Origin of the sequence: Nonomuraea sp. NPDC051191, from assembly GCF_044455665.1 — a bacterium.
Taxonomy (GTDB): Bacteria; Actinomycetota; Actinomycetes; order Streptosporangiales; family Streptosporangiaceae; genus Nonomuraea.
On the sequence record NZ_JBITEZ010000032.1, the window covers coordinates 38,724 to 61,800 of the forward strand.

At 70.8% G+C, this 23,077-nt stretch carries 25 protein-coding genes; 14 read left to right on the plus strand and 11 right to left on the minus strand.

Annotated elements, in window-relative coordinates; all coding sequences use genetic code 11:
- Nucleotides 1–14: 14 nt before the first annotated feature.
- A complete protein-coding gene (locus ACIA8R_RS50915; RefSeq protein ID WP_397045264.1) occupies nucleotides 15–2,093 on the minus strand; it encodes a PhoX family protein in 2,079 nt (692 codons plus the stop codon).
- A 129-nt stretch (nucleotides 2,094–2,222) separates the two neighbouring features.
- Here ACIA8R_RS50915 and ACIA8R_RS50920 point away from each other — a divergent pair, with 129 nt between their 5' ends.
- Nucleotides 2,223–2,645, plus strand: coding sequence for a sterol carrier family protein (locus tag ACIA8R_RS50920; RefSeq protein WP_364101302.1), 423 nt, complete (start codon nucleotides 2,223–2,225; stop codon nucleotides 2,643–2,645).
- Here the strand turns inward: ACIA8R_RS50920 and ACIA8R_RS50925 are convergent.
- Entirely contained in the window at nucleotides 2,642–4,072 is a 1,431-nt protein-coding gene (locus ACIA8R_RS50925) for a hypothetical protein (protein ID WP_397045266.1), read from the minus strand. The two genes, ACIA8R_RS50920 and ACIA8R_RS50925, sit on opposite strands and share 4 nt — an antisense overlap.
- 142 nt (nucleotides 4,073–4,214) lie before the next feature.
- Between ACIA8R_RS50925 and ACIA8R_RS50930 the strand changes: the two genes are divergently transcribed.
- The 4 genes from ACIA8R_RS50930 to purM all read left to right on the plus strand — a co-directional run bounded on the left by ACIA8R_RS50930 (nucleotide 4,215) and on the right by purM (nucleotide 7,971).
- Nucleotides 4,215–4,622, plus strand: a complete 408-nt coding sequence (locus tag ACIA8R_RS50930) for a MarR family winged helix-turn-helix transcriptional regulator (protein WP_397045268.1) — start codon at nucleotides 4,215–4,217, stop codon at nucleotides 4,620–4,622.
- Between the two features lie 92 nt (nucleotides 4,623–4,714).
- A complete protein-coding gene (locus ACIA8R_RS50935) occupies nucleotides 4,715–5,461 on the plus strand; it encodes an SDR family oxidoreductase (RefSeq protein ID WP_364101219.1) in 747 nt (248 codons plus the stop codon).
- A 51-nt stretch (nucleotides 5,462–5,512) separates the two neighbouring features.
- Nucleotides 5,513–6,949 (plus strand): amidophosphoribosyltransferase, encoded by a 1,437-nt coding sequence (gene purF, locus ACIA8R_RS50940; RefSeq protein WP_357708055.1) that lies wholly within the window; start codon nucleotides 5,513–5,515, stop codon nucleotides 6,947–6,949.
- On the plus strand, nucleotides 6,946–7,971 hold the full coding sequence (gene purM / locus ACIA8R_RS50945) for a phosphoribosylformylglycinamidine cyclo-ligase (RefSeq protein ID WP_397045271.1): 1,026 nt from the start codon (nucleotides 6,946–6,948) through the stop codon (nucleotides 7,969–7,971). Before purF ends, purM begins: the two co-directional genes overlap by 4 nt.
- A gap of 47 nt (nucleotides 7,972–8,018) precedes the next feature.
- On the opposite strand, the gene ACIA8R_RS50950 is transcribed toward purM, so the two are convergent.
- The 3 genes from ACIA8R_RS50950 to ACIA8R_RS50960 all read right to left on the minus strand — a co-directional run bounded on the left by ACIA8R_RS50950 (nucleotide 8,019) and on the right by ACIA8R_RS50960 (nucleotide 10,392).
- Nucleotides 8,019–8,564: a CGNR zinc finger domain-containing protein gene (locus tag ACIA8R_RS50950; RefSeq protein ID WP_397045273.1), complete on the minus strand. Its 546-nt coding sequence runs from the start codon at nucleotides 8,562–8,564 to the stop codon at nucleotides 8,019–8,021.
- 369 nt (nucleotides 8,565–8,933) lie between these two features.
- The gene (locus ACIA8R_RS50955; protein ID WP_357708052.1) at nucleotides 8,934–9,161 is read right to left on the minus strand and encodes a DUF3073 domain-containing protein; all 228 of its coding nucleotides are present in this window, start codon (nucleotides 9,159–9,161) and stop codon (nucleotides 8,934–8,936) included.
- 151 nt (nucleotides 9,162–9,312) lie between these two features.
- Nucleotides 9,313–10,392, minus strand: a complete 1,080-nt coding sequence (locus ACIA8R_RS50960) for a Glu/Leu/Phe/Val dehydrogenase dimerization domain-containing protein (protein WP_364101230.1) — start codon at nucleotides 10,390–10,392, stop codon at nucleotides 9,313–9,315.
- A 106-nt stretch (nucleotides 10,393–10,498) separates the two neighbouring features.
- On the opposite strand from ACIA8R_RS50960, the gene ACIA8R_RS50965 reads away from it, so the two are divergent.
- Nucleotides 10,499–11,362, plus strand: coding sequence for a hypothetical protein (locus tag ACIA8R_RS50965; protein WP_357708050.1), 864 nt, complete (start codon nucleotides 10,499–10,501; stop codon nucleotides 11,360–11,362).
- Nucleotides 11,363–11,684: 322 nt separating this feature from the next.
- Nucleotides 11,685–11,888 carry a developmental transcriptional regulator BldC gene (gene bldC / locus ACIA8R_RS50970; protein WP_013133571.1) on the plus strand — a complete coding sequence of 68 codons (204 nt, stop codon included), beginning with the start codon at nucleotides 11,685–11,687 and terminating at the stop codon, nucleotides 11,886–11,888.
- A gap of 121 nt (nucleotides 11,889–12,009) precedes the next feature.
- Here bldC and ACIA8R_RS50975 read toward each other — a convergent pair whose 3' ends face one another.
- Nucleotides 12,010–12,597: a TetR/AcrR family transcriptional regulator gene (locus ACIA8R_RS50975; RefSeq protein ID WP_357708049.1), complete on the minus strand. Its 588-nt coding sequence runs from the start codon at nucleotides 12,595–12,597 to the stop codon at nucleotides 12,010–12,012.
- Between the two features lie 281 nt (nucleotides 12,598–12,878).
- Here ACIA8R_RS50975 and ACIA8R_RS50980 point away from each other — a divergent pair, with 281 nt between their 5' ends.
- The 4 genes from ACIA8R_RS50980 to ACIA8R_RS50995 all read left to right on the plus strand — a co-directional run bounded on the left by ACIA8R_RS50980 (nucleotide 12,879) and on the right by ACIA8R_RS50995 (nucleotide 16,894).
- On the plus strand, nucleotides 12,879–13,871 hold the full coding sequence (locus ACIA8R_RS50980) for a LacI family DNA-binding transcriptional regulator (protein ID WP_364101235.1): 993 nt from the start codon (nucleotides 12,879–12,881) through the stop codon (nucleotides 13,869–13,871).
- Between the two features lie 208 nt (nucleotides 13,872–14,079).
- Nucleotides 14,080–14,328 (plus strand): hypothetical protein, encoded by a 249-nt coding sequence (locus tag ACIA8R_RS50985; protein ID WP_357708046.1) that lies wholly within the window; start codon nucleotides 14,080–14,082, stop codon nucleotides 14,326–14,328.
- A 131-nt stretch (nucleotides 14,329–14,459) separates the two neighbouring features.
- On the plus strand, nucleotides 14,460–15,305 hold the full coding sequence (locus tag ACIA8R_RS50990) for an N-acetylmuramoyl-L-alanine amidase (RefSeq protein WP_397045277.1): 846 nt from the start codon (nucleotides 14,460–14,462) through the stop codon (nucleotides 15,303–15,305).
- On the plus strand, nucleotides 15,302–16,894 hold the full coding sequence (locus ACIA8R_RS50995) for a beta-N-acetylhexosaminidase (RefSeq protein WP_397045279.1): 1,593 nt from the start codon (nucleotides 15,302–15,304) through the stop codon (nucleotides 16,892–16,894). Before ACIA8R_RS50990 ends, ACIA8R_RS50995 begins: the two co-directional genes overlap by 4 nt.
- 7 nt (nucleotides 16,895–16,901) lie before the next feature.
- Here the strand turns inward: ACIA8R_RS50995 and ACIA8R_RS51000 are convergent, their stop codons facing one another.
- From ACIA8R_RS51000 to ACIA8R_RS51010, 3 genes are read right to left on the minus strand one after another with little or no spacing between them, the layout of a single operon-like run.
- Nucleotides 16,902–17,462 (minus strand): GNAT family N-acetyltransferase, encoded by a 561-nt coding sequence (locus ACIA8R_RS51000; RefSeq protein ID WP_397045281.1) that lies wholly within the window; start codon nucleotides 17,460–17,462, stop codon nucleotides 16,902–16,904.
- Nucleotides 17,463–17,483: 21 nt separating this feature from the next.
- Complete coding sequence (locus ACIA8R_RS51005) at nucleotides 17,484–18,536, minus strand: quinone-dependent dihydroorotate dehydrogenase (RefSeq protein WP_397045283.1); 1,053 nt, start codon at nucleotides 18,534–18,536, stop codon at nucleotides 17,484–17,486.
- A gap of 6 nt (nucleotides 18,537–18,542) precedes the next feature.
- Nucleotides 18,543–19,193 (minus strand): response regulator transcription factor, encoded by a 651-nt coding sequence (locus ACIA8R_RS51010; protein WP_357708038.1) that lies wholly within the window; start codon nucleotides 19,191–19,193, stop codon nucleotides 18,543–18,545.
- A gap of 18 nt (nucleotides 19,194–19,211) precedes the next feature.
- Between ACIA8R_RS51010 and ACIA8R_RS51015 the strand changes: the two genes are divergently transcribed.
- Both ACIA8R_RS51015 and lpdA read left to right on the plus strand, forming a co-directional pair.
- Nucleotides 19,212–19,586 carry a tautomerase family protein gene (locus ACIA8R_RS51015; RefSeq protein ID WP_357708036.1) on the plus strand — a complete coding sequence of 125 codons (375 nt, stop codon included), beginning with the start codon at nucleotides 19,212–19,214 and terminating at the stop codon, nucleotides 19,584–19,586.
- 39 nt (nucleotides 19,587–19,625) lie between these two features.
- Nucleotides 19,626–21,005, plus strand: a complete 1,380-nt coding sequence (gene lpdA / locus ACIA8R_RS51020; protein ID WP_357708034.1) for a dihydrolipoyl dehydrogenase — start codon at nucleotides 19,626–19,628, stop codon at nucleotides 21,003–21,005.
- 56 nt (nucleotides 21,006–21,061) lie between these two features.
- Here the strand turns inward: lpdA and ACIA8R_RS51025 are convergent, their stop codons facing one another.
- The gene (locus ACIA8R_RS51025) at nucleotides 21,062–21,526 is read right to left on the minus strand and encodes a DUF1772 domain-containing protein (protein WP_397045286.1); all 465 of its coding nucleotides are present in this window, start codon (nucleotides 21,524–21,526) and stop codon (nucleotides 21,062–21,064) included.
- A 116-nt stretch (nucleotides 21,527–21,642) separates the two neighbouring features.
- Between ACIA8R_RS51025 and ACIA8R_RS51030 the strand changes: the two genes are divergently transcribed.
- Nucleotides 21,643–22,131, plus strand: coding sequence for a hypothetical protein (locus tag ACIA8R_RS51030; RefSeq protein WP_397045288.1), 489 nt, complete (start codon nucleotides 21,643–21,645; stop codon nucleotides 22,129–22,131).
- Here the strand turns inward: ACIA8R_RS51030 and ACIA8R_RS51035 are convergent, their stop codons facing one another.
- On the minus strand, nucleotides 22,132–22,962 hold the full coding sequence (locus ACIA8R_RS51035) for a nucleotidyltransferase family protein (protein ID WP_397045290.1): 831 nt from the start codon (nucleotides 22,960–22,962) through the stop codon (nucleotides 22,132–22,134).
- Nucleotides 22,963–23,077 lie beyond the last annotated feature (115 nt).

A 23,077-nucleotide genomic window follows, 5' to 3' on the forward strand; every position in this document is an offset into this window, starting at 1 on the left:
AAGTTAACTTGAGGTCAACTGCCGATCTTCTTGCCCCTGCCGTGCCAGACCACCGCGACCGACGGGCGCGGCTGGTCACCGTCGGGCCAGCGGCTGGCCGGGTTGTCCGGGGTTGCGCCGTCCAGCTCGCCCGGGTGCTGCACGGCCACGAACACGCTCTTCTGGTCCGCGGTGACCAGCGGCCCGCAGGTCTCCGCGCCCAGCGGGACCGTGAGAAACTGGCGCAGGTGGCCGCGGTCGGAGCCGCGTACCGGCATGACGAACAGGCCGTCGTTGCTGCCGAGCTGGTTGCCGTCGGTGGAGATCCACAGGTTGCCGTCGGCGTCGAACGTCACGTTGTCCGGGCACGAGATCGGCGAGACCTTGGTCTTGTCGAAGCCGGCGAAGTAGGTCGCGGGGTCGTTCGGGTCGCCGCAGATCAGCGGGAGCGACCAGGCGAAGGTGGTCTCGCCGGCGTCGTCGCGCCGCTCGGCGATCTCCAGGATGTGGCCGTGCTTGTTGGACGCGCGCGGGTTGGCCTCGTCCACCTGGGCGGCGGTGCGGTTGGAGTTGTTGGTCAGGGCCACGTAGACGCCGCCGGTGACCGGGTTGCGCTCCATGTCCTCGGGACGGTCCATCTTGGTCGCCCCGACCTTGTCGGCCGCCGTACGCGTGTAGATCAGCACCTCGGCGGCGGTCATGCCGTCCACGTACGACCTGTCGCCCGACACCAGCGGGATCCACTGGCCCGAGCCGTCGAACAGCCCGTCGGAGGGCGGCTTGCCGGACCCGTCGATCTCGGCGGCCGGGCTGTCGCCGGTGAACTTGGCGACGTACAGGGTGCCCTCGTCCAGCAGGGCGCGGTTGTGCCGGTCGAAGCCGGGGATGTACCGGTTCTTCGAGACGAACTTGTAGATGTACTCGAAGCGCGAGTCGTCACCCATGTAGACGACCAGGCGGCCGTCCCTGGCCAGGGTGGTGTTGGCGGCCTCGTGCTTGAACCGGCCGAGCGCGGTGCGCTTGATCGGCGTGGAGTCGGGGTCGAACGGGTCGATCTCCACGATCCACCCGAACCTGTTGGCCTCGTTCGGGTGCTTGGCCAGGTCGAAGCGCTCCTCGATCCGGTCGAACCGGCGACTGCTCGCCGGGGTGCCCGTGGTGATCGTGTAACGCGAGATGTACGGCCGCTGCGCCTCGGGCACCTTGTCGCCGTTGACGAAGTACTGGTCGAAGTTCTCCTCGGCGGTCAGGACCGTGCCCCAGGGGGTGGAACCGCCCGAGCAGTTGTTCAGCATGCCGACCGGCGCCAGGCCCTTGGGGTCGGCGGCCGTCCTGAGCAGGTCGGAACCGGCGGCGGGGCCGGAGAAGCGCATCGGCGTCTGCGCCGTGACGCGCCGGTTGTAGCGGCGGCGGCCCTTGGTGGTGAGCTTCCACTCGCCGGTGCCGTGCGCCCGCTCGATCTCCACGACCGAACCGCCGTGCGCGGCCAGCGCGATCCTGATCTGCTCCTCGGTCGCGGCCGCGCCGCCCGTGTAGCCGCGGAACATCAGGTTCTCGTCGGTGTACTCGTGGTTCACCCACAGCAGGCCGCGGTTGTTGCCCATGGGGAAGAACGTCACGTAGTCACAGTTGTAGCCGAACTGCTTGTTCTGGGCGTCGGCCGTCTGGTTGTCGAAGTCGAAGGCCGGCGCGCCGGGCAGCACCGGGTCGCCCCAGCGCACGACCACGGAGGAGTTGTAGCCGTCGGGGATGCGCAGCGCGTCGTCCTTGTTCGGCGGCACGGAGGTGAAGGCGATCCCGCCACGGCCGCGCAGGCTCTCGGCGGCAGGCGCGGCCGCGGTCTCGGCCTCCGCCCCCGGCTCGTCGGCGAACGCCGGAACCGCGCCCGCCACGCCGACGCCCGCCACCAGCGCGCCGAGCGCGCCCGCGCGCAGCATGCCGCGGCGCGACAGCGCCTCCTTCACCACGTCGCCGAAGTAGGCGTTGCCCGTCGTGTTGGCCACGTCGTGCGCGCACGCGTTCCCGCAACGGAACTGACAGGTCAGAGCGGATCGGCCACCTTTGTGCGGGGTGGAAAGCAGCGGCAGCAGCCGCCCCGCCTCAGGGTTCGCCACAGGTCCTCCAGATATGTGCGCAGTTGTACGGCGGGGACGTTACGGTCGCCGACGAAACCCGAGGTGAACGACGACCTCCGTCCCGGTGAACGCTTCCCGCGAGACAATGGACCCGTGCCACCACGCAAGATGGACCCGGAGAAGCTGCGCGCGGCCCTCGACGGCCAGCTCGTCGCCCTCGACCAGCCGCCCTACGACGGCCCCGCGTCGGCCCTGCCCGACGCCCTGGTCGCGGCGGTGCTCACCGCCTACGACCGCGGGCTCGTCCCCGAGCGCGACGCGGCCAGGCAGGCGGTGCGCCACCTGCTGGAGAAGCTGGCCGCCGCGGCTCCCGGCCGCACGGTCGAGGTGCGCGTGCCGCCTTACGCCGCCGTCCAGGCCATCCCGGGCCCCCGCCACACCCGCGGCACGCCGCCGAACGTGGTGGAGACCGACGCCCGTACCTGGCTGGAGCTGGCGCTCGGCCGGCTGACCTGGGACGAGGCCATGGCCAGGGGCTCGGTCGCGGCGAGCGGTTCCCGCGCCGACCTGTCAGCCCACCTGCCGCTCTAGCGTCCCCTGCCCATCCAGGGGAACTTGCTCTCGAAGCACTGGTCGGCGAGCTGGCCGGGAAGATCGCCACATTCCTGGACCACCTTCCAGAACCAGATCGCGACGATCGCGAACAGCACCAGCGAGAGCACGCTGATCACGATCCCGGCGATGGCCCGGCCCCTGCCCACCCGCTTGGCGAGCGCCACGCAGCCGAAGACGATCGACAGGATCGCGGTGAGCACGCCGGTGAAGCAGACGAACACCAGGAACGGGCTCGCCACGCCCAGCACCAGCGAGGCGGTGGCGAGGCCGCTGCCCGGTGGCGAGGGCGGCTGAGTGCCGTAGGGGCCGTACTGGCCGTACGGAGGGCTTCCCGGGGGCGGGCCGTAGCCGGGCGGGCCACCGTAGGGGCTGGAGGGGGTGGTCCCGGGGACGGACGTGTCCCGTCCGCCTTCGTACGAGCCCGCTGGGCCCTCGTACGGGACCCCCGAGGCGCTGGGCCCCCCGTAGGCGCCCTCTCCCCCGTACGGCGCCCCTGGCCCCGCCCCGCCGCCTGCGCCTGGCGTGCTCGGCGTTCCCGGCGTGCCGGGGGCCTCCGGCGGCCCGCCTTCCTTGCCGGGCTGACCGCGCAAGGGGGTGGTCGTCTCGGAGGGGGTGCCGCCCGGGGCGGGGGGCGGCTCCTCGGGGCCTCCGGCCGCGTGGGTGCCGGCGGGCGGGGGTTCGAAGGTGGGCACATCGCCGTACTCGTAGCGGGACGGCGCGGGCCGGCCCGGTTCCTCATCGGGCTGCGTGCCCCAGCCCGGGTAGGCCGGGGTCGCGCCGGGCATCGGATAGACCTGCGTCTCCTCCGCGTCCCCCCTGCCCCAACGCGCCTCCCCCGTGTCGCCGACGGCCGGCGCCGGCGTCTCGGGCGAGGTGGGCAGGTCGGGATGGTGGGGCTGTCCCATGGGCCTGGGCTCGTGCGTCGGCGGCACGTCGGGCGGCGGCACCACGGGCGGCGCGGGCGCGATCGGCTCCTCGCCCTGCGGCTCCTCGCCCTGCCGTTCCCCACCCTGTCGCTGCTCGCCCTGTCGCTGCTCGCCCTGCCGTTCGTCCTCGAACGGCCACTCGTCCGCCCACCGGCCGCCACCGGCCTGCTCCCCGGCCCCTTCGCCCTCATGCCGCCCGCCGCCGGGCCGGCTCCCCTCTCCGGGGCCGGCTCCGTGGCCGGCTCCTTCGCCGGGGGGCCCGCCCCGAGGATCGCCCGCCTGTCCAGGCGCCGGCTCGTATCCAGGGACATGGTCGGGGTCGGCGGCGGTCTCCGCCTCGTCGGCCGTCCCCTCTCGCCACCATTCGGGTGTGTGCTGCGGCGGAGCGTGTTCGGGCCGGCCCTCTTGGGGGTGGCCTTCGCGGTGCTGCGGGTCCTGCCCCTCGCGGGGCTCGTTGGGGTCCCCAGGTGTGGTCACGTCTGCGTCTCCCGACGGGTCTGCATGCCGGATACTTCACCCTTTCGCGGAGGGCATCGGCTAAAGCGCACGACACGGTAAGACGGGTGCCATCCTTGGGTCACCATGCGCCAAAGCGGCAGGCGGCGGGCAAGATGAGTGCATGCTGGACGAGACCCTGACGTACGCCCTGATCATGGTCATGAAGACCCATCGCAACCGGATGGCCGCCGCCCTGGCGCCACTGGGCCTGCACGTGGGCCAGGAGCTCCTGCTCAACCAGCTGTGGCGGCAGGACGGCCTCACCCAGAGCGAGCTGATCGCCCGTCTGGGCGTGGAGCCGCCGACCGTCACCAAGACCCTCCAGCGCCTCGAACGCGTGGGCCTCGTCTACCGCTCCCCCGACCCCGACCGCCCCCGGGTGGGCCGCGTCCACCTGACGGAGGCGGGCAAGGCGCTGCGCGAGCCGGTCGAGGAGATCTGGGCCAGGACCGACGAGGACCTCCAGCAGGGCCTGAACGACGCCGAACGCCACCTCCTGGCCCGCCTCGTACGCGCGATCCCCCAGTAGCCCGCTTCACCAAGAGCGAAACCCCCTTGCTGGAAGGGATCAAAAGCGACTTAGCTGGCTAATTAGTCGGCTAATCAGAAAGAGGCATCCCTATGCACGCGTTCATCACCGGCGGCTCCTCCGGCATCGGCGCCGCCACCGCGCTCGCCTACGCCAGGGCCGGCGCGCGGGTCACCATCACCTACAACACCGGTCCCGGCCGCGCCGCCGAGGTCGTCAAGCGCATCGAGGAGGTGGGCGGCGAGGCGACGGCCGTCCACCTGGACCTGGAGGACCACGCCACCATCGCGCCCGCCGCCGCCCAGGCGGGCCCGGTGGACGCCCTCGTGCTCAACGCCGTCCGCTGGGGCACGATCATGCCCAACAGCATGGACTTCGAGGACGTCCCCGCCGCCGAATGGACGGCCGCCCTGCACGCGAACGTCGTCGGCAACGCCCTGCTGGTCCAGGCCGTACTGCCCGGGATGAGAAGGAACGGCTTCGGCCGGATCGTCTTCGTCTCCTCGGGCGCCGCCGAGGAGGGCCGGCCGGGCCCGGGCCCGTACGGCACCGCCAAGATGGCCCTGCACGGCATGGCCCGAGCCCTGGCCTGGGAGGCCGGCGGCGACGGCATCCTGGTCAACGTGGCCGTGGCCGGGCTCACGATCACCGAGGCCGAACGCCCGGTCACCCAGGAGGCCCTCGACCGCATCGCCGCCCGTACGCCGAGCCGCAGGCTCTCGACCGCCGACGACATGGCGGCACTGATCCACTTCCTCGGATCGGCGGCCAACCGCAACGTCACCGGAGAGTTCGTCCGCGACGGTTCCAACGCCGGCAGATCGTCCCACGCCGGCTGATGGAGCACCCGGGTGTGCGAGCACGGAAGCCCGCAACCTAAACTGAGGCATGTGCTGAAGGGCGACGGCCGGCTCGGCCATGACCTGGACCCCCACGACCGCGCTCCCAAAGACGCCTGTGGCGTCTTCGGCGTATGGGCACCAGGCGAGGAAGTTTCCAAACTCACCTACTACGGGCTGTACGCGTTGCAGCACCGCGGCCAGGAGTCCGCGGGCATCGCGGTCAGTGAAGGCAGCCGCATCCTCGTCTACAAGGACATGGGCCTGGTGGCCCAGGTCTTCGACGAGTCGGTGCTCGGCACCCTCCGCGGCCACCTGGCCATCGGTCACTGCCGTTACTCCACCACCGGTTCCAGCGTGTGGGAGAACGCCCAGCCGACCCTCAGCTCCACCGAGGTCGGCGGGCTCGCGCTCGCGCACAACGGCAACCTGATCAACACGCCGGAGCTGGCCGAGCGCCTGGCTCCCGGCTCCACGAGGGCGACCACCGACACCGAGGTCCTGACCTCGCTGCTCGCGCAGGACCGCACGCGTTCCATCGAGGACTCGGCGGCCGAGCTGCTGCCGCAGGTCAAGGGCGCGTACTCGCTCGTGTTCATGGACGAGAAGACCCTCTACGCGGCCCGCGACCCGCAGGGCATCCGCCCGCTGGTCCTGGGCCGCCTGGAGCGCGGCTGGGTGGTGGCCTCGGAGACGGCGGCCCTCGACATCGTGGGCGCCACGTTCGTCCGCGAGATCGAGCCGGGCGAGCTGCTCACCATCGACGAGGACGGCGTCAGGTCGCGCCGCTTCGCCCTGCCCGACCCCAAGGGCTGCCTGTTCGAGTACGTCTACCTCGCCCGCCCCGACACCACGATCGCGGGCCGCGGCGTGCAGGTCACCCGGGTCGAGGTCGGCCGCGTGCTGGCCCGCGAGCACCCGGTCGAGGCCGACCTGGTCATCCCCACGCCCGAGTCCGGCACCCCCGCCGCCGTCGGCTACGCCGAGGAGAGCGGCATCCCCTACGGCCAGGGCCTGGTGAAGAACTCCTACGTGGGCCGCACGTTCATCCAGCCCTCGCAGACCATCCGCCAGCTCGGCATCCGGCTCAAGCTCAACCCGCTGCGCGAGGTCGTCGAGGGCAAGCGCCTGGTGGTCGTCGACGACTCGATCGTGCGCGGCAACACCCAGCGCGCCATCGTGAAGATGCTGCGCGAGGCGGGGGCGCGCGAGGTGCACGTCCGCATCTCCTCGCCGCCCGTGAGCTGGCCCTGCTTCTACGGCATCGACTTCGCGACCAGGGCCGAGCTGATCGCCGGTTCGCTGTCGGTCGAGGAGATCCGGGCCTCGCTGGGCGCCGACTCGCTGGGGTACATCTCCCTGGAGGGCCTGACCAAGGCCACCACCATCCCCGCCGAGCGGCTCTGCCGGGCCTGCTTCGACGGCTCGTACCCGATCCCGATCGACCAGGACAACGTGGGCAAGTTCGTGTTGGAGAGCAAAGCGTGAGCACATACGAGGCCGCCGGCGTCGACATCGAGGCGGGCGAGCGCGCCGTCACCCTGATGAAGGACAAGGTGGCGCGGGCCCGCCGGCCGGAGGTGGTCGACGACGCCAGCGGCTTCGCCGGGCTCTTCGACGCCTCGGCGCTGCTGCGTTACCGGCGTCCGCTGCTGGCCTCCTCCACCGACGGCGTGGGCACGAAGGTCATGATCGCCCAGCGCTACGGCAAGCACGACACGATCGGCATCGACCTGGTCGGCATGGTCCTCGACGACCTGGTGGTCTGCGGGGCCGAGCCGCTGTTCATGACCGACTACATCGCCGTCGGCAAGGTCGTGCCCGAGCGCGTCGCCGAGATCGTCGGCGGCGTGGCCGAGGGTTGCCGTCTGGCCGGCGCGGCGCTGGTCGGCGGCGAGACCGCCGAACACCCCGGCGCCATGGGCCCCGACGAGTACGACCTGGCCGGAGCCGGCACCGGCGTGGTCGAGGCCGACGCCATGCTGGGCCCCGACCGGGTCCGCGAGGGCGACGTGGTCCTCGGGCTCGCCTCCTCCGGCATCCACTCCAACGGCTACTCGCTGGTACGGCACGTGCTGCGCGAGACGTCGCTCTCGCTCGACGCGGTGCTGCCCGAGCTGGGCCGCCCGCTGGGCGAGGAACTGCTGGAGCCCACCCGCGTCTACTCGCTCGACTGCCTCGACCTGGCCCGCAGGTCCGAGGTGCACGCCTTCTCCCACATCACGGGCGGCGGCCTGGAGGCCAACCTGTCGCGGTCACTTCCCGGCCACCTCGACGCGCTGCTCGACCGCTCGTCCTGGACCCCGCCCGCGATCTTCGGCGTGCTGGCAGGGCACGGGCGGATCGCCCAGAAGGACATGGACCGCACGTTCAACCTCGGCGTGGGCATGGCGGCCGTCGTGCCCTCCGGCTCGGTCGACGAGGCGATCCGCCTGCTCGGCGAGCGTGGGCTCGACGCATGGGTGCTGGGCGAGATCGTCCAGGGCTCGGGCCAGGCCCGCTACCGCTGACCCCCATGGGGGCCGGACCTGGTTCGGTCCCCAAGTCCGGTTCCCGCTCAGGCCGGCTTGTGGCGCTGGTAGTGGCGGGCGACGCGCACCCGGTTGCCGCACAGCTCGGGTGAGCACCAGCGGCGCCGGGGGTGGGCGGGCAGGAAGATCATGCGGCACCGGGGGCCCTCGCAGGCCCGGATCCGGCTCGCCGCCGGATCGGTGAGCAGGTCGGCCGCGGCCTCGGCGAGCTGTGCGAGCAGGCGGGCGAGCCGGTCGCCGTCCCTGCGCGTGCCCTTGGCCGGCCCGGCGTCCGTCACGTCCAGATGCCCGTACGCGGGCGCGGCGCGCATCGCGTCGTTGATCGCCCCGACCGCCTCGCCGGACGGCCCCTCACCCCGGCGTACGGCGTCGACCGCCGCCTCCACGTGTGCCCGCAGTTCCCGGACCGCCCCCAGCTCCTCCGCCGCGAACGGCCCCTCGACCGCCGCGAGCCGGCCCGCCTGACGATCGATCCAGTTCGCGAACCCCTCGGGCGTGTCGAGAACGTCGAAGTCCTGGGCACGGGTGTTCACCAGGTCCAGCGCGAGCGGCTCACCAGTCAGGAACTCCATGGTCCCTAATGGTACATCCAGCCCCATGACGCGTTAGAAATGCGATGGGAGAACCCGACACTCAGACTCCATGCCGACCGGCGGGCATGACTGCGCACCACCGGCCACCCACGCTGATCGAGCGGGACGACGCCTTCTCCCCGGAGCCGGGCACGCACGCCTACCCGCGGAACCCGCCGGACACGCTCGACACCGGGCACTCAGCGCCAGAAACCACTCAGCGCCGGAAGAGAGGATCGCCAAGATCGCGGGCCCTCTCGACCACACGTAAGCGTGACGAAAGCCTCACGGTTGCCCGTGAGGCCCGACGATCATGAACGAGGATCCGGCAGCACGCCGGACCCTCGGCCACGTCACTCTGAAGAACGGCTATCGGCGACCGGAAGGACGGTCGTCCTCGTCGTCCCCGGAGCCGTAGTCATCGGCGTAATCGGCATAGCGATCCGCCAGCTCATCGTTGAGGTCGTCGGCGTCGTCATTGCTGGAGTCGCCGACCCCGAGTTCGTCGCGAAGTCGGTCAAGATCCGTGCCACCGCTGTTGTACTTCAGCTGGCGAGCAACCTTGACCTGCTTGGCCTTTGCTCGGCCGCGCCCCATTGGCTCGACCCCCTCGTGTGGGATCGTCCCCGACCCCTCGTCGCTAACGCACCACACACTGACGCCGCCTGACTTTGGACGTCAGCCTATCGTTCGCCTATTACCGTACCTGTTTTGTGCCCAGCTCGGTACGTCGTATGGGCGTGGGGCGTCAGTGGCCCAGCCAAATGGCCCTAATACGCCCGACTTCCGACATTCTGCGCTCGGCTAGCCTATCCGCTGCCACAGCCGGAGGAACGCCCTCGTCCGCCGCGATCCCGAAGATCTTCAGGGTCGTGTCGTAGATCTGGGTCGCCTTCGCCCTGGCACGATCCATGCTGAAGCCCTCGATCTCGTCGGCGACCTGGATGACGCCGCCGGAGTTGACCACGTAGTCGGGCGCGTACAGGATCCCGCGGTCGGCCAGCTGCTTCTCGACCCCGGGGTGGGCGAGCTGGTTGTTGGCCGCGCCGCAGACGATCTTCGCCCGCAGTCCGGCCACCGTGGCGTCGTCGAGCGCGCCGCCCAGCGCGCAGGGCGCGAAGACGTCGATGTCGGACGTCGTCAGCGCCTGGGCGTCGGCGACCACCTCGACCTCGGGGTACCGCTGGCGCACCCGCTCGACGGCCCGCGGGTCGACGTCGCAGATCACGACCTCGGCCCCGTCCTCGCGCAGGAGCTCGACCAGGCGGTGGCCCACCTTCCCGACCCCTTCGACGCCGACCCGCCTGCCGTGCAGCGACGGCGTGCCGAAGACCCGTTCGGCCGAGGCGCGCATGCCCTGGAAGACGCCGAACGAGGTGAGGACGGAGGAGTCGCCGGCGCCGCCGTGGGCCAGGGTGCGGCCGGTGACGTGGCGGGACTCCCGGGCGACGATGTCCATGTCCTCGCTGAAGGTGCCGACGTCGCAGGCGGTGATGTAGCGCCCGCCGAGCGACTCGACGAATCTGCCGTAGGCGCGCAGCAGCGCCTCGCTCTTCTGCCTGGCCGGGTCGCCGATGATGACGGCCTTGCCGCCACCGAGGTCGAGACCGGCCAAGGCGTTCTTGTAGGACATGCCCCTGGCCAGGTTGAGCACGTCGGCCAGGGCCGCCTGCTCGCTCTCGTACGGATAGAACCTGGTGCCCCCGAGCGCGGGGCCGAGGGCCGTGTTGTGGACGGCGATGATGGCACGCAGGCCGCTCTGCTCGTCTGCGCAGAAGACGACCTGCTCGTGGACGTCCTTGTGGGACGTGCCGAAGACGTCGGTCACGGTAGTGACTCCCTGTCCGGCCCGCCGCACCTTCGCGGCGGGGATCACTCTCAGACTAGTAAGCCTCAACGGTGCACGCAGGTGCTCTTCGTGACACGATGCCTCCGTGCTGCCCTATGCCGCCTACCTCCGCGTCTATGAGCCACTGACCGCGTTCGCCGAGTCCGAGCGCAAGCTGTGGGCCGACTACGCCGACTCACGTGACCGTCCGCGCCGGGCGAACGCGCTCAACGCGGAGCACGGCGAGTCGGTCATGCGCCTGCTCGGCATGCCCCCTGAGCCCGTTCCCGCCCAGGAGAGCCCCAATGCCTATCTGCGGCGCGTTGAGGACCGTTTGTACGTGTGTCCCTGGCAGACCCGGTTGCGGTCCTGGCTGGCCTTCTCACGGCTTCGTGGGGCCACTCCTGTGAAGCTGATGGACCGGCTCGTGCCCAAGGCCATCGCCGAGCAGACGGCCGACGACTTCGACCGGTTCAAGCGCCGGGCCGGTTCGTCCGCCTTGCGTACGCACATTCGCACCACGGCGTGGCATGTGCCGCCATCGTGGTTCGTACCGTTTGATGGGAACGAGCGCTGGCTGGTGCTCGGCTCCTCCACCCCGGGACAGGACGTGACGACCGCTACGGGCCGTAACCTCATCTACGTCACCTCCATGGCACAGGCCAGAAGGCGGGCCGCCCGCGCCCTCAACGTGATGCGCCGGCACCTCGGCGACACGTCGTCCAACCTCGACGTGGAGGACATCGCGCGCTGGCTGGAGGAGTTCCACCCGCACTCGCTGGTCGAGCTCGACTACGGCGGTCTGGTCCGTCTGATGAACGACGACGCGCTTCAGGCCGACCAGTCGGTTGCTGAGCTTTCGGCCGCTTTGACCGGTCTGGACACGGGTCAAGAAGAACTTGCCTATGCCATGTACCAGCGCGTCATCCTTCGGTGGAAGTCAATGCAACAGCTGGAATCAGCCAACTGAGCCCCAAAACAACCGTCTGACCTGCATGAGTAGGTCACGTCTCGCGGCTGCTCTCTTCTGCGAACTGAGTAGTTTGCCGTTTTCACTGCGATACCACGAACCGTGTCGCTAGAATCACCGAGCGTGACATCGCCATGGGGGCGGGCAGTTGGGTCAAAGAAGGGCTCGCCAATCGCTCTGCGTGGCGGTATGGTCACATCGGGTGATGCCGCATATGGCTCAGAAAAGCCGCACGCTCTGCGCCATAGGGGGACATCCGTGACACGCGCAAAGGCAGTCACAGGATCGCTAAGCCGGTCCACACGGAGGAGAGGCCGCACAAATGTCAGCTCGTACACCCGAGGCCGAGCCGCTGCTCACGCCCGCTGAGGTCGCGACCATGTTCAGGGTCGACCCCAAGACCGTTACGCGGTGGGCCAAGGCGGGCAAGTTGACGTCGATTCGCACCCTCGGTGGTCATCGGCGTTACCGGGAGACCGAGGTTCGCGCACTGCTGGCGGGCATTCCGCAGCAGCGTTCCGAGTAGTCGCAAGGGTCGTCACGAACCTCAGGGGGGTTGAGGGTGGACCAGGTACGCATGCCCGGTCCACCGACGTGACGTCGCACGGGGAAGTTGGCGTCGCCCGCCCGGCGCCACTCTTCCCCCGCTACGCCAGTTGCTCGCCGGTCAGCACGTCGAGCAGCTCGCCGACCCCGCCGTCGTAGGCGGCGGCGACGCCCAGCAGGGCCACCATGTGATCGACGAGCATCTTCTCCAGGATCGGCCGCTCGACGTCGCGATGCTCCAGCCAGTCGAGACCGGCCGTCTCCACGGAGGCGATCCACGAGCGCAGCGTGGTGCGCAGCACCGGGCTCGGCTCCTCGACGCGCATCTGCTTCTGGATGAGGCGGAACAGCCTCCGGCGCACGCCGTCGACGATCTCCCCCACTTCGCCCGCCCGGTTGGCGGGCCCACCGCGCAGCAGCGCGGCGAAGCCGGCGGCGTGCTCCTCGACGAAGTCGAAGTAACGCCCGAGGCCCGCGGCCAGCTCGTCGAGCGGCCTGCCGCCCTCGGCCGGGCGCAGCCGCGACTCCAGCTGCTCCGCCGCGCTCCTCAGCGCGGCCACGTAGAGCTCCTGCTTGCCGCCGAAGTAGTGGTAGACGAGCGCTCGTGAGGCGCCTGCCGCCGAGGCGACGTCGTCGATCGAGACGGCCTCCGCGTCACGGGTGCTGAACAGCTCCAGCGCAGCCGCCATGAGCTCTTCGCGACGGCGGTCCACACTCAGCCTTCGGCGTGCGGGCCGTGCCGTCTCGGCCGACTTCCCGGGTGTCACACCTGCACAGTATCCGACGACGTGCCCAATAGCGGACGTGTGGCGAATGGGTCAATATCAGGCTTCCCTAACCCGAAGCCGTACCCTGCGGCTTACTCGATCGTTTGGTGAGACAGGTGCCCATATCCGCATCGCGGGGGAGACACATGTCAGGACCGCCCGTCAACACTTCAACCATCGCCGAGCTCCGCGAGGTAGAGCCATTGCCTCGGCCACGACCCACCATCCGCAACGTCGCCGAGCGAGCCGGCGTCTCGAAGTCGCTGGTCTCACTCGTGCTGCGCGGATCCCCGCACGTGAGCGAGCATCGGCGGCAGGCAGTGCTCCAGGCGGCGCGCGAGCTCGGCTATCGGCCGAACGCGGTCGCGCGCAGCCTGGTGGAAGGACGTACCCATCTGGTCGGGGCGCTCGTCGCCGACCTGCACAACCCGTTCTACGCCGAGTTCCTCGACGGCCTGCAGGAGAGCCTGCACGGCGACGGGCTGCGCATGCTGATCGGGAACAGCCAGTGGGACCCGGCGTTCGAGGACGAGGCCGTGGAGGCCTTCCTGGAGCTCCGGGTCGACGGGCTGGTGCTCTTAGGCATCGCGCCGACCAGCGAGACGCTGATCGAGGCCACCGCCTACACCCCGACCGTCGTCGTAGGGGAACGTGACATCGAGCTCGACGGCGTCGACATCGTGGTCGACGACGACCAGCTCGGCGCCCGTCTGGCCATCGACCACCTGGTGAACCTCGGGCACAAGCGGATCGCGCACATCGAGGGCCCCCGGTCCTCGCGCTGCGAGGGCTACCTCGTGGCGATGCGCAGGCATTCGCTGGCGCCGTACATCATGGTCGAGGCGGCGGACGCGACCGAGGAGGGCGGCCGGGAGGCGGCGATCGCCCTGCTGACCCGCGACCCGCGGCCGACGGCCGTGTTCGCGGCCAACGACGTGGTGGCGCTCGGGGTGCTGGCCGCCGCGGCCGAGCTGGGGCTGCGGGTGCCGGACGACCTGTCCGTCATCGGCTACGACAACACCCACCTGTCGGCCTCGCGGCACATCTCGCTCACCTCGGTCGACCAGCCGCGCCGCGCCATGGGCAGGTCGGCGGCCGCGCTGCTGAGCGACAGGATAGGCGAGCCGGCCAAGGGCGCCCGGCTGCGCGAGATCCAACCCGAGCTGATCGTGCGCCGCAGCACGGGACCTGCCTGAGGGATATCTGCCGGTTGCGCTGCCGTTGCGGGCCTTCGCCGGGCGCCGCAATGGCACGGCGGGCCCATGCGCAGGTCTCTCGTCAGCAAGGCCGCCCAAAGCCTGGGTCAAGCCGTACGGCAGCGTCGCCGCACGGCGGTTTACTCGTCAGGGTCATGCTAATTGTGGCCGAATCTGGTTCGGTCACGATCTGATCCGGGGGACAGTCATGCGTGATCCAGAACTGGTGTCCTGCGCCCAGCGCGCGGCGGCCGAGCTCGAACGCGCCTGGGGGCACTGGCGCGCCGGCAGGGGGCGGGGCGCCGACGTCGGCGCCGAGTCCGTCGCCAGCTACGTGGCGCACTCCCTCGACCATCCGTGGGGCCGCCCCCGCGTCGTCCTCGGCCTCGACGCCGAGGACGCGCGGGAGCTGGCCGCCCTGCTCGAACGGCAGGAGGTCGGCGAGCACGTGTGGTGAAGCGGACGGCGAAACCGCCAGGCGGACCGCCCCAGCGGTCCCGACCGGACGCTTCGGTGGGGCGGCAGGCCGACTCGCAGGATTCCTGTTGATACGGGCCTGAACGCGGGGCTTCACGTAAGTTGGAGCTCATGCGTGCTCTACCAGCCACCGTCCTCGCCGTCTGCGGCCTGATCGCCTCCGCGTGCGGCGGCACCGAGCCCGGTGGCGTCGCGGCAGGTCAGGCCGCCTCCTCCGCCGAGGCGCCGGCCCAGCCACCCGCCCAGGACGGGCCCACCCAGGGGACGCCCGCGCAGCAGGCACCACCCGACGCCAAGCCGCTCAACGGCAAGGTCGTCGTCATCGACCCGGGGCACAACGGCGGCAACTTCCGCGACCCGAAGGCCATCAACCGCAAGGTCAACGTGCTGACGCAGTGGAAGCCCTGCGACACGACCGGCACCGAGACCAACAACCACTACACCGAGGCCGCCTTCACCTGGGACGTCTCCAACCGCATGGCCAAGATCCTCAGGGGCCGCGGCGCGACCGTCAAGCTGACCAGGTCCGACAACGACGGCGTCGGGCCGTGCATCACCCAGCGGGCCGCGATCGGCAACAAGGCCAAGGCCGACGCCGCGATCTCGGTGCACGCCGACGGCGCCGCCGCCGCGGGCCACGGGTTCCACGTGATCATCCCGAAGAAGATCAACGGGCCGGTGGACAAGGTCGTGGCGCCCTCCACCAGGCTGGGGGTGGACGTGCGCGACGCCTTCGCCAGGGGCACGGGCCTGCCGTACTCCACCTACGTCGGCAGCAAGGCGCTCAGCTTCCGCAACGACCTCGGCGGACTCAACCTCTCGACGGTGCCGAAGATCTTCGTCGAGTGCGGCAACATGCGCAACGCGGGCGACGCGGCCAAGTTCCAGGATCCGAAGTTCAGACAGCGGATCGCCTTGGCACTCGCGAACGGGATGCAGCACTATCTCGAAGCATGATTCCTCGCCCAGAGCTGCTCAATGATCTTTCCGGATCCTTCGAACTGACCTCGGGCGCGACCGTCGCCGGTCCCTTCGCGGACGCGGTACGTCGCGCGCTCCCCCTCCTCGACCTCCGTCCGGGAGACTCGGGCGACATCGAGGTACGTCAGGATCCCGCGCTCGGCGAGGAGGCCTACCGGCTGACCACCGGGTCGCGCGGGGTCGAGATCGTCGCGGGCGGGGCGGCGGGCGCGTTCTACGCCGCGCAGACGTTGCACCAGTTGCTGCCGGACGCCTCCTACCGGTTCGCCGTGGGCGCGTCGTGGCCCGTGCCCGGGGTGCGGGTCGAGGACGCGCCGCGGTTCGCCTGGCGGGGGCTGCACCTCGACGTGGCCCGGCATTTCTCCCCCAAGCGGGAGGTGCTCCGGCTGATCGACCTGATGGCCGTGCACAAGCTGAACCGGTTGCACCTCCACCTGGTCGACGACCAGGGCTGGCGGGTGGAGAGCAGGGCGTACCCGCTGCTGCACGAGGTCTCCTCGCACCGGCCGCGCACGGCCAGCAACTACTACCGGGAGCCGGAGGCGTACGACGACGTCCCGCACGGCGGCTACTACTCGCTGGACGACCTGGCCGAGATCGGCGCGTACGCGCGGTCCAGGTTCGTCACGGTGGTGCCCGAGATCGACGTGCCGGGGCACGCCTCGGCGATCCTGGCCGCCTACCCGTCGCTCGGCGCCACCGGCGAGCGCTACGACGTGCTCGACCGGTGGGGCATCTCGCCGGCGATCCTGTCGCCGCTGCCGCCGACCGTCGAGTTCCTGACCACGATCTTCGACGAGATCATCGGCGCGCTGGGCGAGGTGCCCTTCTTCCACATCGGCGGGGACGAGGTCGTCCTCGACCACTGGGCGCAGTCGGCGGAGATCACGGCCTACCGCGACTCGCTGGGCCTGTCCACGGTGATCGACCTTCAGTCGTGGTTCCTGCGCGCGCTGGCCGACGCCCTGGCCGAGCGCGGCTCGCGCGCGGTGGTGTGGGACGAGGCGTTCGTCAGCGGCGGGCTGCGCCAGGACACCGTGGTCATGCCGTGGCGCGGCATGGGCGTCGGGCGGCGCGCCGCCGCGGCGGGTCACGACGTGGTCGCCACTCCGGTGTTCCCGCTCTACTTCGACTACGCCGAGGCCGCCTCGGCCGACGAGCCGATGGCCATCGGCGACGCCACCACGGTGGCCGACGTGGCCGCGTTCGCCCCGGCCCCCGCCGACTGGACGGACGAGGAGCAGGCGCGGGTCATGGGCGTGCAGGCCCAGCTCTGGACCGAGCGGGTGCCCGACCCGAGGACCGTCGACTACCGGCTCTGGCCGCGGTCGTGCGCGCTGGCGGAGGTGGCCTGGGCCGGCTCGGCCGGCGACGGGTTCACCGAGCGGCTGGAGGAGCACCTCGGGCGGCTCGACGCGATCGGCGTGGAGTACCGGCCGACGGCGGGCCCGCACCCGTGGCAGCGGCGGCGTCCGCACCGGCCGAGCGGCGTGCGGGTGAGCGAGGTGATGGAGCGCATCGACGCCATGACGCACGACGCGGAGTCGACCAGGCCGAGCGTCTGACCGGCGGTCACATGGGCGCGGGGCGGTCGTTGAGGATGAGCTGGAACAGCACGTGGTCCTGCCACGCGCCGTCGATGCTGACGGCGCGGGGGGCCATGCCGTACTCCTCGAAGCCCGCCTTGCGCAGGACCGCCTGGGAGGCCTTGTTGTGCAGGAGCGTGCCCGCCTCGACCCTGTGGAGGCCCAGGTCTTCGTCGGCGGCCCGGCACGCCTCCAGCACCGCCTTGGTGGCCAGCCCCCGCCCGTTGTACGCGGCGTCCACCCAGTAGCCCAATGACGCGCTCTGGGCGGCGCCGCGGATGATGCTGTTCAGGTTCATCCTGCCCACGACGCGGTCGCCGTCCGCGAGCACCCACGGCATCACGAACCCGGCCGCACGGTCCTCGGCGAGTCGTTCGAGGCGTGCGGCCTGGCCGGCGGACGTGAAGAAGTCGGCCGGCCTGCGGGGCTCCCAGGGGCGCAGGAAGTCGCGGTTGCGACGGTAGGCGTCGGCCAGCGCCTCCGCGTCGGACCTGGCGATCGCGCGCATGACGACGTCATCGGTGAGCCTCACCTCGGCATTGATCACGATCCCACGATAGGGGGAGACCTAGGCGGTGCGGCCGATCGCCTCGGTGACGGAGGACAGGCCGTGGCGGCGGACCCGGCGGGCGAGCTGCCGGTGGATGCGGGCCGCCCACAGCGGGCCGCCGTAGATCCAGCCCGTGTAGCCCTGGACCAGGGTGGCCCCGGCCAGCAGGCGCTCCCAGACGTCGTCGACGTCCTCGACGCCGCCCACGGAGATCAGGGTGAGCCGGTCGTCGACCTTGGCGCGCAACCGGCGCAGCACCTCCAGCGAGCGCGCCTTGAGCGGGCGTCCGGACAGGCCGCCGGTCTCGCCGCCGTGCCTGATGGTGGTGTTGGTCGCGATGATGCCGTCGAGGCCCAGCTCCACGGCCAGGTCGGCGACCGCGTCGATGTCCTCGTCGGCCAGGTCGGGGGCGATCTTCACCAGCAGCGGCGTGCGGCGCGGCGTCGCGTCGGCGACCTCCTTGACCGCGACCAGCAGCGGGCGCAGCAGCGCGACCGCCTGGAGGTTGCGCAACCCGGGCGTGTTGGGCGAGCTGACGTTGACCACCAGATAGTCGGCCAGCGGGGCCAGCTCCCTGGCACCGGCCACGTAGTCGGCCACCGCCTCGGACTCCGGCACCACCTTGGTCTTGCCGATGTTGACGCCGACCACGACGGGCACCCCGCGCGTACGGCGCAGCCGGCGGGCGGCGGCGCGGGCGCCGGAGTTGTTGAAGCCCATCCTGTTGATCACCGCCCGCTCCCCCGGCAGCCGGAACAGGCGAGGGTGCGGGTTGCCCGGCTGGGCGTGCGCGGTGATGGTGCCGACCTCGACGTGGCTGAAGCCGAGGGCGGCGATCGTCTCGGCGCAGGCCGCGTCCTTGTCGAACCCGGCGGCCAGGCCGAACGGGCCGGGGAAGTGCACGCCGAACGCGGTCACCCGCAGGACCGGGTCGTGCGGGGCGAACGCTCGGTGGAGCAGCCGCTTGAGCAGGGGCAGCCGGGCGAGCACGGCCAGGCCCCTGACGGTGAGACGGTGCACGGCCTCGGCGTCGAACCGCCGCAGGACCTGTGTGAACACGAGGCGATACATCACAGGTCAGGCTACCAATCCCGCTTCGTGGGCGATGATCGCGGCCTGGACGCGGTTGCGCACGTCGAGCCGGGTCAGGATCGTGCTCACGTACGCCTTCACCGTGCCCTCCACGATGTGCAGCCGCTTGGCGATCTCCGCGTTGGACAGGCCCGCGCCGAGCAGGGCCAGGACCTCCCGCTCGCGGTCGGTGAGGCCGCCGACGCGGTCGCGGGCCTGGGCCTCGCGCGTCATCCTGCCGCCGGCGAGCTGGGCGATCACACGCTGGGCCACCTTGGGCGACAGGTACGCCGCGCCGTCGGCGACCGCGTGGATGCCGGCGATCAGCTCGCGCGGGTCGCCGGACTTGAGCAGGAACCCGGCGGCGCCCACCTCCAGCGCCTTGGAGATGTAGTCGTCCTCGCCGAACGTGGTCAACATCACCACGGCCGTGGCGGGCGCGACGCGGCGCAGCTCGGCCGCGGCGGCCAGGCCGTCGAGCCGTGGCATGCGGATGTCGAGCAGGGCGACGTCGGGACGGTGGCCGATGGCCAGGTCGACGGCCTGCCTGCCGTCGCCGGCCTCGGCCACGACCTCCAGGGACGGGTCGGAGTCGAGGATCGCCCTGACCCCGGCCCGGATCATGGCCTCGTCGTCGGCGAGAAGTACGCGGATCACACCCTCTATATTGCCGACATGGCACAAGTGAAGGTTTACGGACGGCGTGACGTGTGGGGCGGACGGCAGCGGGAGATCTCCGATCTGCTGCAGTCATGCCTGGTGAGCGCGTGGGGCGTGCCTGAGGAGAAGCGCTTCCACCGGTTCCTGCTGATGGACGCCGACGACTTCGTCTGCCCTCAGCGAAGCGCGAACTATCTGATCATCGAGGTCGTGTGCTTCACGGGACGCAGCGACGACGCCAAGCGGGCGCTGATCCGGGCGATCTACGAGAAGTCGGGCTTCGACCCCGAGGACGTGGAGATCACGATCATCGAGATGCCCAAGGTGAACTGGGGGATCCGCGGGGTTCCGGCCGACGAGCTGACGCTGTCGTACAAGGTGGAGGTCTAGCGTCAAGGGTGACCTGGGGCGGGCGGTATGGTCCGAGTCATGAGCACTCACTATGACGTCGTCGTTCTCGGCGCGGGTCCCGGAGGATACACGGCCGCCGTCCGCGCCGCCCAGCTCGGGCTGCGTACCGCGGTCGTCGAGGAGAAGTACTGGGGTGGCGTCTGCCTGAACGTGGGCTGCATCCCGTCCAAGGCGCTGCTGCGCAATGCCGAGCTGGCCCACATCTTCCACAACGAGGCCAAGACGTTCGGCATCAGCGGTGAGGTGAGCTTCGACTACGGCGCGGCCTTCCAGCGCAGCCGCAAGGTGGCCGACGGCCGGGTCAAGGGCGTTCACTACCTGATGAAGAAGAACGCCATCACCGAGTACGACGGCCGCGGCACCTTCCTCGACGCCAACACGCTGCAGGTCAACGACGAGACGATCACGTTCGACCACTGCATCATCGCGGCCGGCGCCACCACCAGGCTGATCCCGGGCACGCAGTTGTCGGAGCGGGTGGTGACGTACGAGGAGCAGATCCTCACCGAGAACCTGCCGCGCAGCATCATCATCGCGGGCGCGGGCGCGATCGGCGTCGAGTTCGCCTACGTGCTGCACAACTACGGCGTCAAGGTCACGATCGTGGAGTTCCTCGACCGGGTCGTGCCGCTGGAGGACGAAGAGGTCTCGGCCGAGCTGGCCAAGCGCTACAAGCGGCTCGGCATCGAGGTGCTGACCTCGACCCGCGTCGACGGCATCGAGGACACCGGCGGCTCGGTCAAGGTCACCGTCACCCGCGACGGCCAGACCCAGGTGCTGGAGGCCGACAAGGTCATGCAGGCCATCGGGTTCCAGCCGCGCGTCGACGGCTACGGCCTGGAGAAGACCGGCGTGCAGCTCACCGAGCGCGGCGCGATCGCCGTCGACGGCCGCTGCCGCACGAACGTGCCGCACATCTTCGCCATCGGCGACGTCACCGCCAAGCTCATGCTGGCCCACGCCGCCGAGTCGATGGGCATCATCGCCGCCGAGACCATCGGCGACGCCGAGACCATGGAGCTCGACTACGTGATGATCCCGCGGGCCACGTACTGCCAGCCGCAGGTGGCCAGCTTCGGCTACACCGAGGCGCAGGCCCGCGACCTGGGCTACGACGTCAAGGTGGCCAAGTTCCCCTTCACGGCCAACGGCAAGGCCCACGGCCTCGGCGACACGGCCGGGTTCGTCAAGATCATCAGTGACAACACCCACGGCGAGCTGCTCGGCGCCCACCTGATCGGCCCCGAGGTCACCGAGCTGCTGCCCGAGCTCACGCTGGCCCAGCAGTGGGACCTCACCGTGCACGAGGTCGCGCGCAACGTGCACGCGCACCCGACGCTCGGCGAAGCGGTCAAGGAGGCGATCCACGGCCTCGCGGGCCACATGATCAACATGTGATCCCGTCGCGCGGATGCGCATCCCGGTGCCCGTCCATCGGGATGCATCCGGCCGGTTCAGACCCAGACGTACAGGGCCACGCCCAGCAGCGCCACGGCCAGCGCCGAGGCCCATCCGCGCAGCGTGTTCCACCGGGTCCAGCGCGGCGCGTACGCCTTCCACGCCAGCTCGCCCGCCTCGATGGCGTTGTTCATCGGCACGTTGACCGCGGCCGTGACGACGATCGAGCCCGCGAAGTAGACGGCGGCCGCCGCGAACGCCAGGACCGCGGGCCCGCCGTCCCCGCCGATCAGCAGGAACACGCCGGCCAGCAGTGAGGCCACGGGCGCGAGCGTGAACGTCGACAGGAACCCCGGATTCAGGATCTTCCTGTTCATGCTGCGCATGGCGGCCGTCGCGCCGTCCTCCCCCACGGCGTCCAGGCCGGGCATGACCGCGGTGGAGAAGGCGAAGAACACGCCCGCCATCAGTCCGTTCAGGACCAGGGCGAGCACCGAGAGGACGACCGCGACTACGCTCACGTCCCTATGATCCCTTAAGTCGCAGTTGTCCGGAAACGAGGGGCAAGCCGCGATTCTCATTGAACGTTCATGTATTCCTGAGATGTCTCTGAGACCGGGGGCGCAGCGTGGTGCGCGTGCCTCCAACGAACGCGCAAACGCAGATCGCACGGCTCGGCGCCGTCACGGTACGCCTGGGGCTCTTCGGCCTGGTCGCGCTGGGCATCCTGGGCGCGGCCCTGGAGCTGGCCTTCGAACGTCACTGGCAGTCCTGGCAGCAGTTCGTCCCGTGGGTGGCGCTGCTGGCGCTCGGGGCCGCGCTCGTGGTGCTCGCCCTGGACGCCTCCCCCCTCACGCTCAAGGTCGTCCGCGGGATCGCGCTGGTGGTGCTGCTCGCCTCGGCCTACGGCGTGTACGCGCACATCTCGGCCAACCATGACATGGGCGCCTTCGACCCCCGATACGCCGACACCTGGCAGACCCTCTCCCCCCTCACCCAATGGTGGTACGCGCTGACCAAGTCCGTCGGCCCGGCCCCGCCGCTCGCGCCCGGCATGCTCGCCCAGAGCGCGCTCCTGCTGCTGCTGACCACCCTGGCCCCCGCCAGGGCCAAGGAGAACGCCTGATCACACCCCGCAGGCGGCCCGGACGTCGGCGACGAGCCGTTCGGCGGCGACCACCGTACGGGTGATCTCCTCCCGCGTGCCGCCGACGGACGCGAACAGCGCCTGGGCCCGCTCCCCGAACCCGGCGGGCGCCGAGGGCAGCCGGTCGGCGGCGGCGACCATGCCCTTCTCGTTGATCAGCCAGGTCCCGTCGGCCGCGTGCAGGGCGTGACAGGCGACGCCGATCGCCCGGAACAGCGCCCCGGCCGCGTACGCGGGGTCCTGGCCGGCGGCGCCGTACCCGGCGATCGTCAGCGAGAAGCCTGCCTCCCACAGCCCCTGGACCAGCGCCTCGCGCAGCGCGGGCGGGTACTCGGCCGTCTCGGCGCGCAGGGCCGCCAGCTCGCCGGACGGATCGGCGAGCACCTTGCACAGCGCCACCTCGCCCGCGTAGGCGTGGGAGTAGAAGCCCAGCGGATGGCCGGCCTGGACGCCGACCTCGTACCGGCCGGCGCGGCAGTCGTGCCAGACGCGGCGCACGCGGTCGAGGTCGCGGTAGATCCAGTCGACCCGCAGGCCGTCGATGGTGAGCCAGCCGCCGCCGTCGACCCACGGGCCCCAGCCGCCGGGCTCGGTCACGTCGGTCGGCTCACCGGTCATCTCCCGGGCCAGCTCGCGCAGGTCGGCGACGGCCAGGCGCCCCCGGTAGTAGAGGCCGAGGTCGATGTCGGAGTCGGGCCGGTGGGTGCCGCGTGCCCGGCTCCCGCCGAGCGCCACGGCCACCACGCCGGGCACCTCCGCCAGCCTTCCGGCGATCTCCCGCAGCCGTTCGTCAGTCATCTCGTCCGCCATTCAGCCCACCCTAGCGAGGCTCAAACCGCATATTTCTGAACCACTCCGACATCTTTCGCGTCACACTCATGCACCGCCCGGTGTGTGACCCGTGAGACTGGAGACACCGAAGTGG

Excerpts from the sequence above, each read along its gene's own strand:
- ACIA8R_RS50955 (WP_357708052.1), bottom strand. The coding sequence starts at position 9,161 with ATGGGGCGCGGCCGAGCAAAGGCCAAGCAGGTCAAGGTTGCTCGCCAG.
- ACIA8R_RS50935 (WP_364101219.1), top strand. The coding sequence starts at position 4,715 with ATGCACGCGTTCATCACCGGCGGCTCCTCCGGCATCGGCGCCGCCACC.
- ACIA8R_RS51015 (WP_357708036.1), top strand. The coding sequence starts at position 19,212 with ATGGCACAAGTGAAGGTTTACGGACGGCGTGACGTGTGGGGCGGACGG.
- lpdA (WP_357708034.1), top strand. The coding sequence starts at position 19,626 with ATGAGCACTCACTATGACGTCGTCGTTCTCGGCGCGGGTCCCGGAGGA.
- ACIA8R_RS51035 (WP_397045290.1), bottom strand. The coding sequence starts at position 22,962 with ATGGCGGACGAGATGACTGACGAACGGCTGCGGGAGATCGCCGGAAGG.
- ACIA8R_RS51005 (WP_397045283.1), bottom strand. The coding sequence starts at position 18,536 with ATGTATCGCCTCGTGTTCACACAGGTCCTGCGGCGGTTCGACGCCGAG.
- ACIA8R_RS50950 (WP_397045273.1), bottom strand. The coding sequence starts at position 8,564 with ATGGAGTTCCTGACTGGTGAGCCGCTCGCGCTGGACCTGGTGAACACC.
- ACIA8R_RS50995 (WP_397045279.1), top strand. The coding sequence starts at position 15,302 with ATGATTCCTCGCCCAGAGCTGCTCAATGATCTTTCCGGATCCTTCGAA.
- ACIA8R_RS50985 (WP_357708046.1), top strand. The coding sequence starts at position 14,080 with ATGCGTGATCCAGAACTGGTGTCCTGCGCCCAGCGCGCGGCGGCCGAG.
- ACIA8R_RS50930 (WP_397045268.1), top strand. The coding sequence starts at position 4,215 with ATGCTGGACGAGACCCTGACGTACGCCCTGATCATGGTCATGAAGACC.
- ACIA8R_RS50975 (WP_357708049.1), bottom strand. The coding sequence starts at position 12,597 with ATGGCGGCTGCGCTGGAGCTGTTCAGCACCCGTGACGCGGAGGCCGTC.
- bldC (WP_013133571.1), top strand. The coding sequence starts at position 11,685 with ATGTCAGCTCGTACACCCGAGGCCGAGCCGCTGCTCACGCCCGCTGAG.
- ACIA8R_RS50990 (WP_397045277.1), top strand. The coding sequence starts at position 14,460 with ATGCGTGCTCTACCAGCCACCGTCCTCGCCGTCTGCGGCCTGATCGCC.
- ACIA8R_RS50920 (WP_364101302.1), top strand. The coding sequence starts at position 2,223 with ATGGACCCGGAGAAGCTGCGCGCGGCCCTCGACGGCCAGCTCGTCGCC.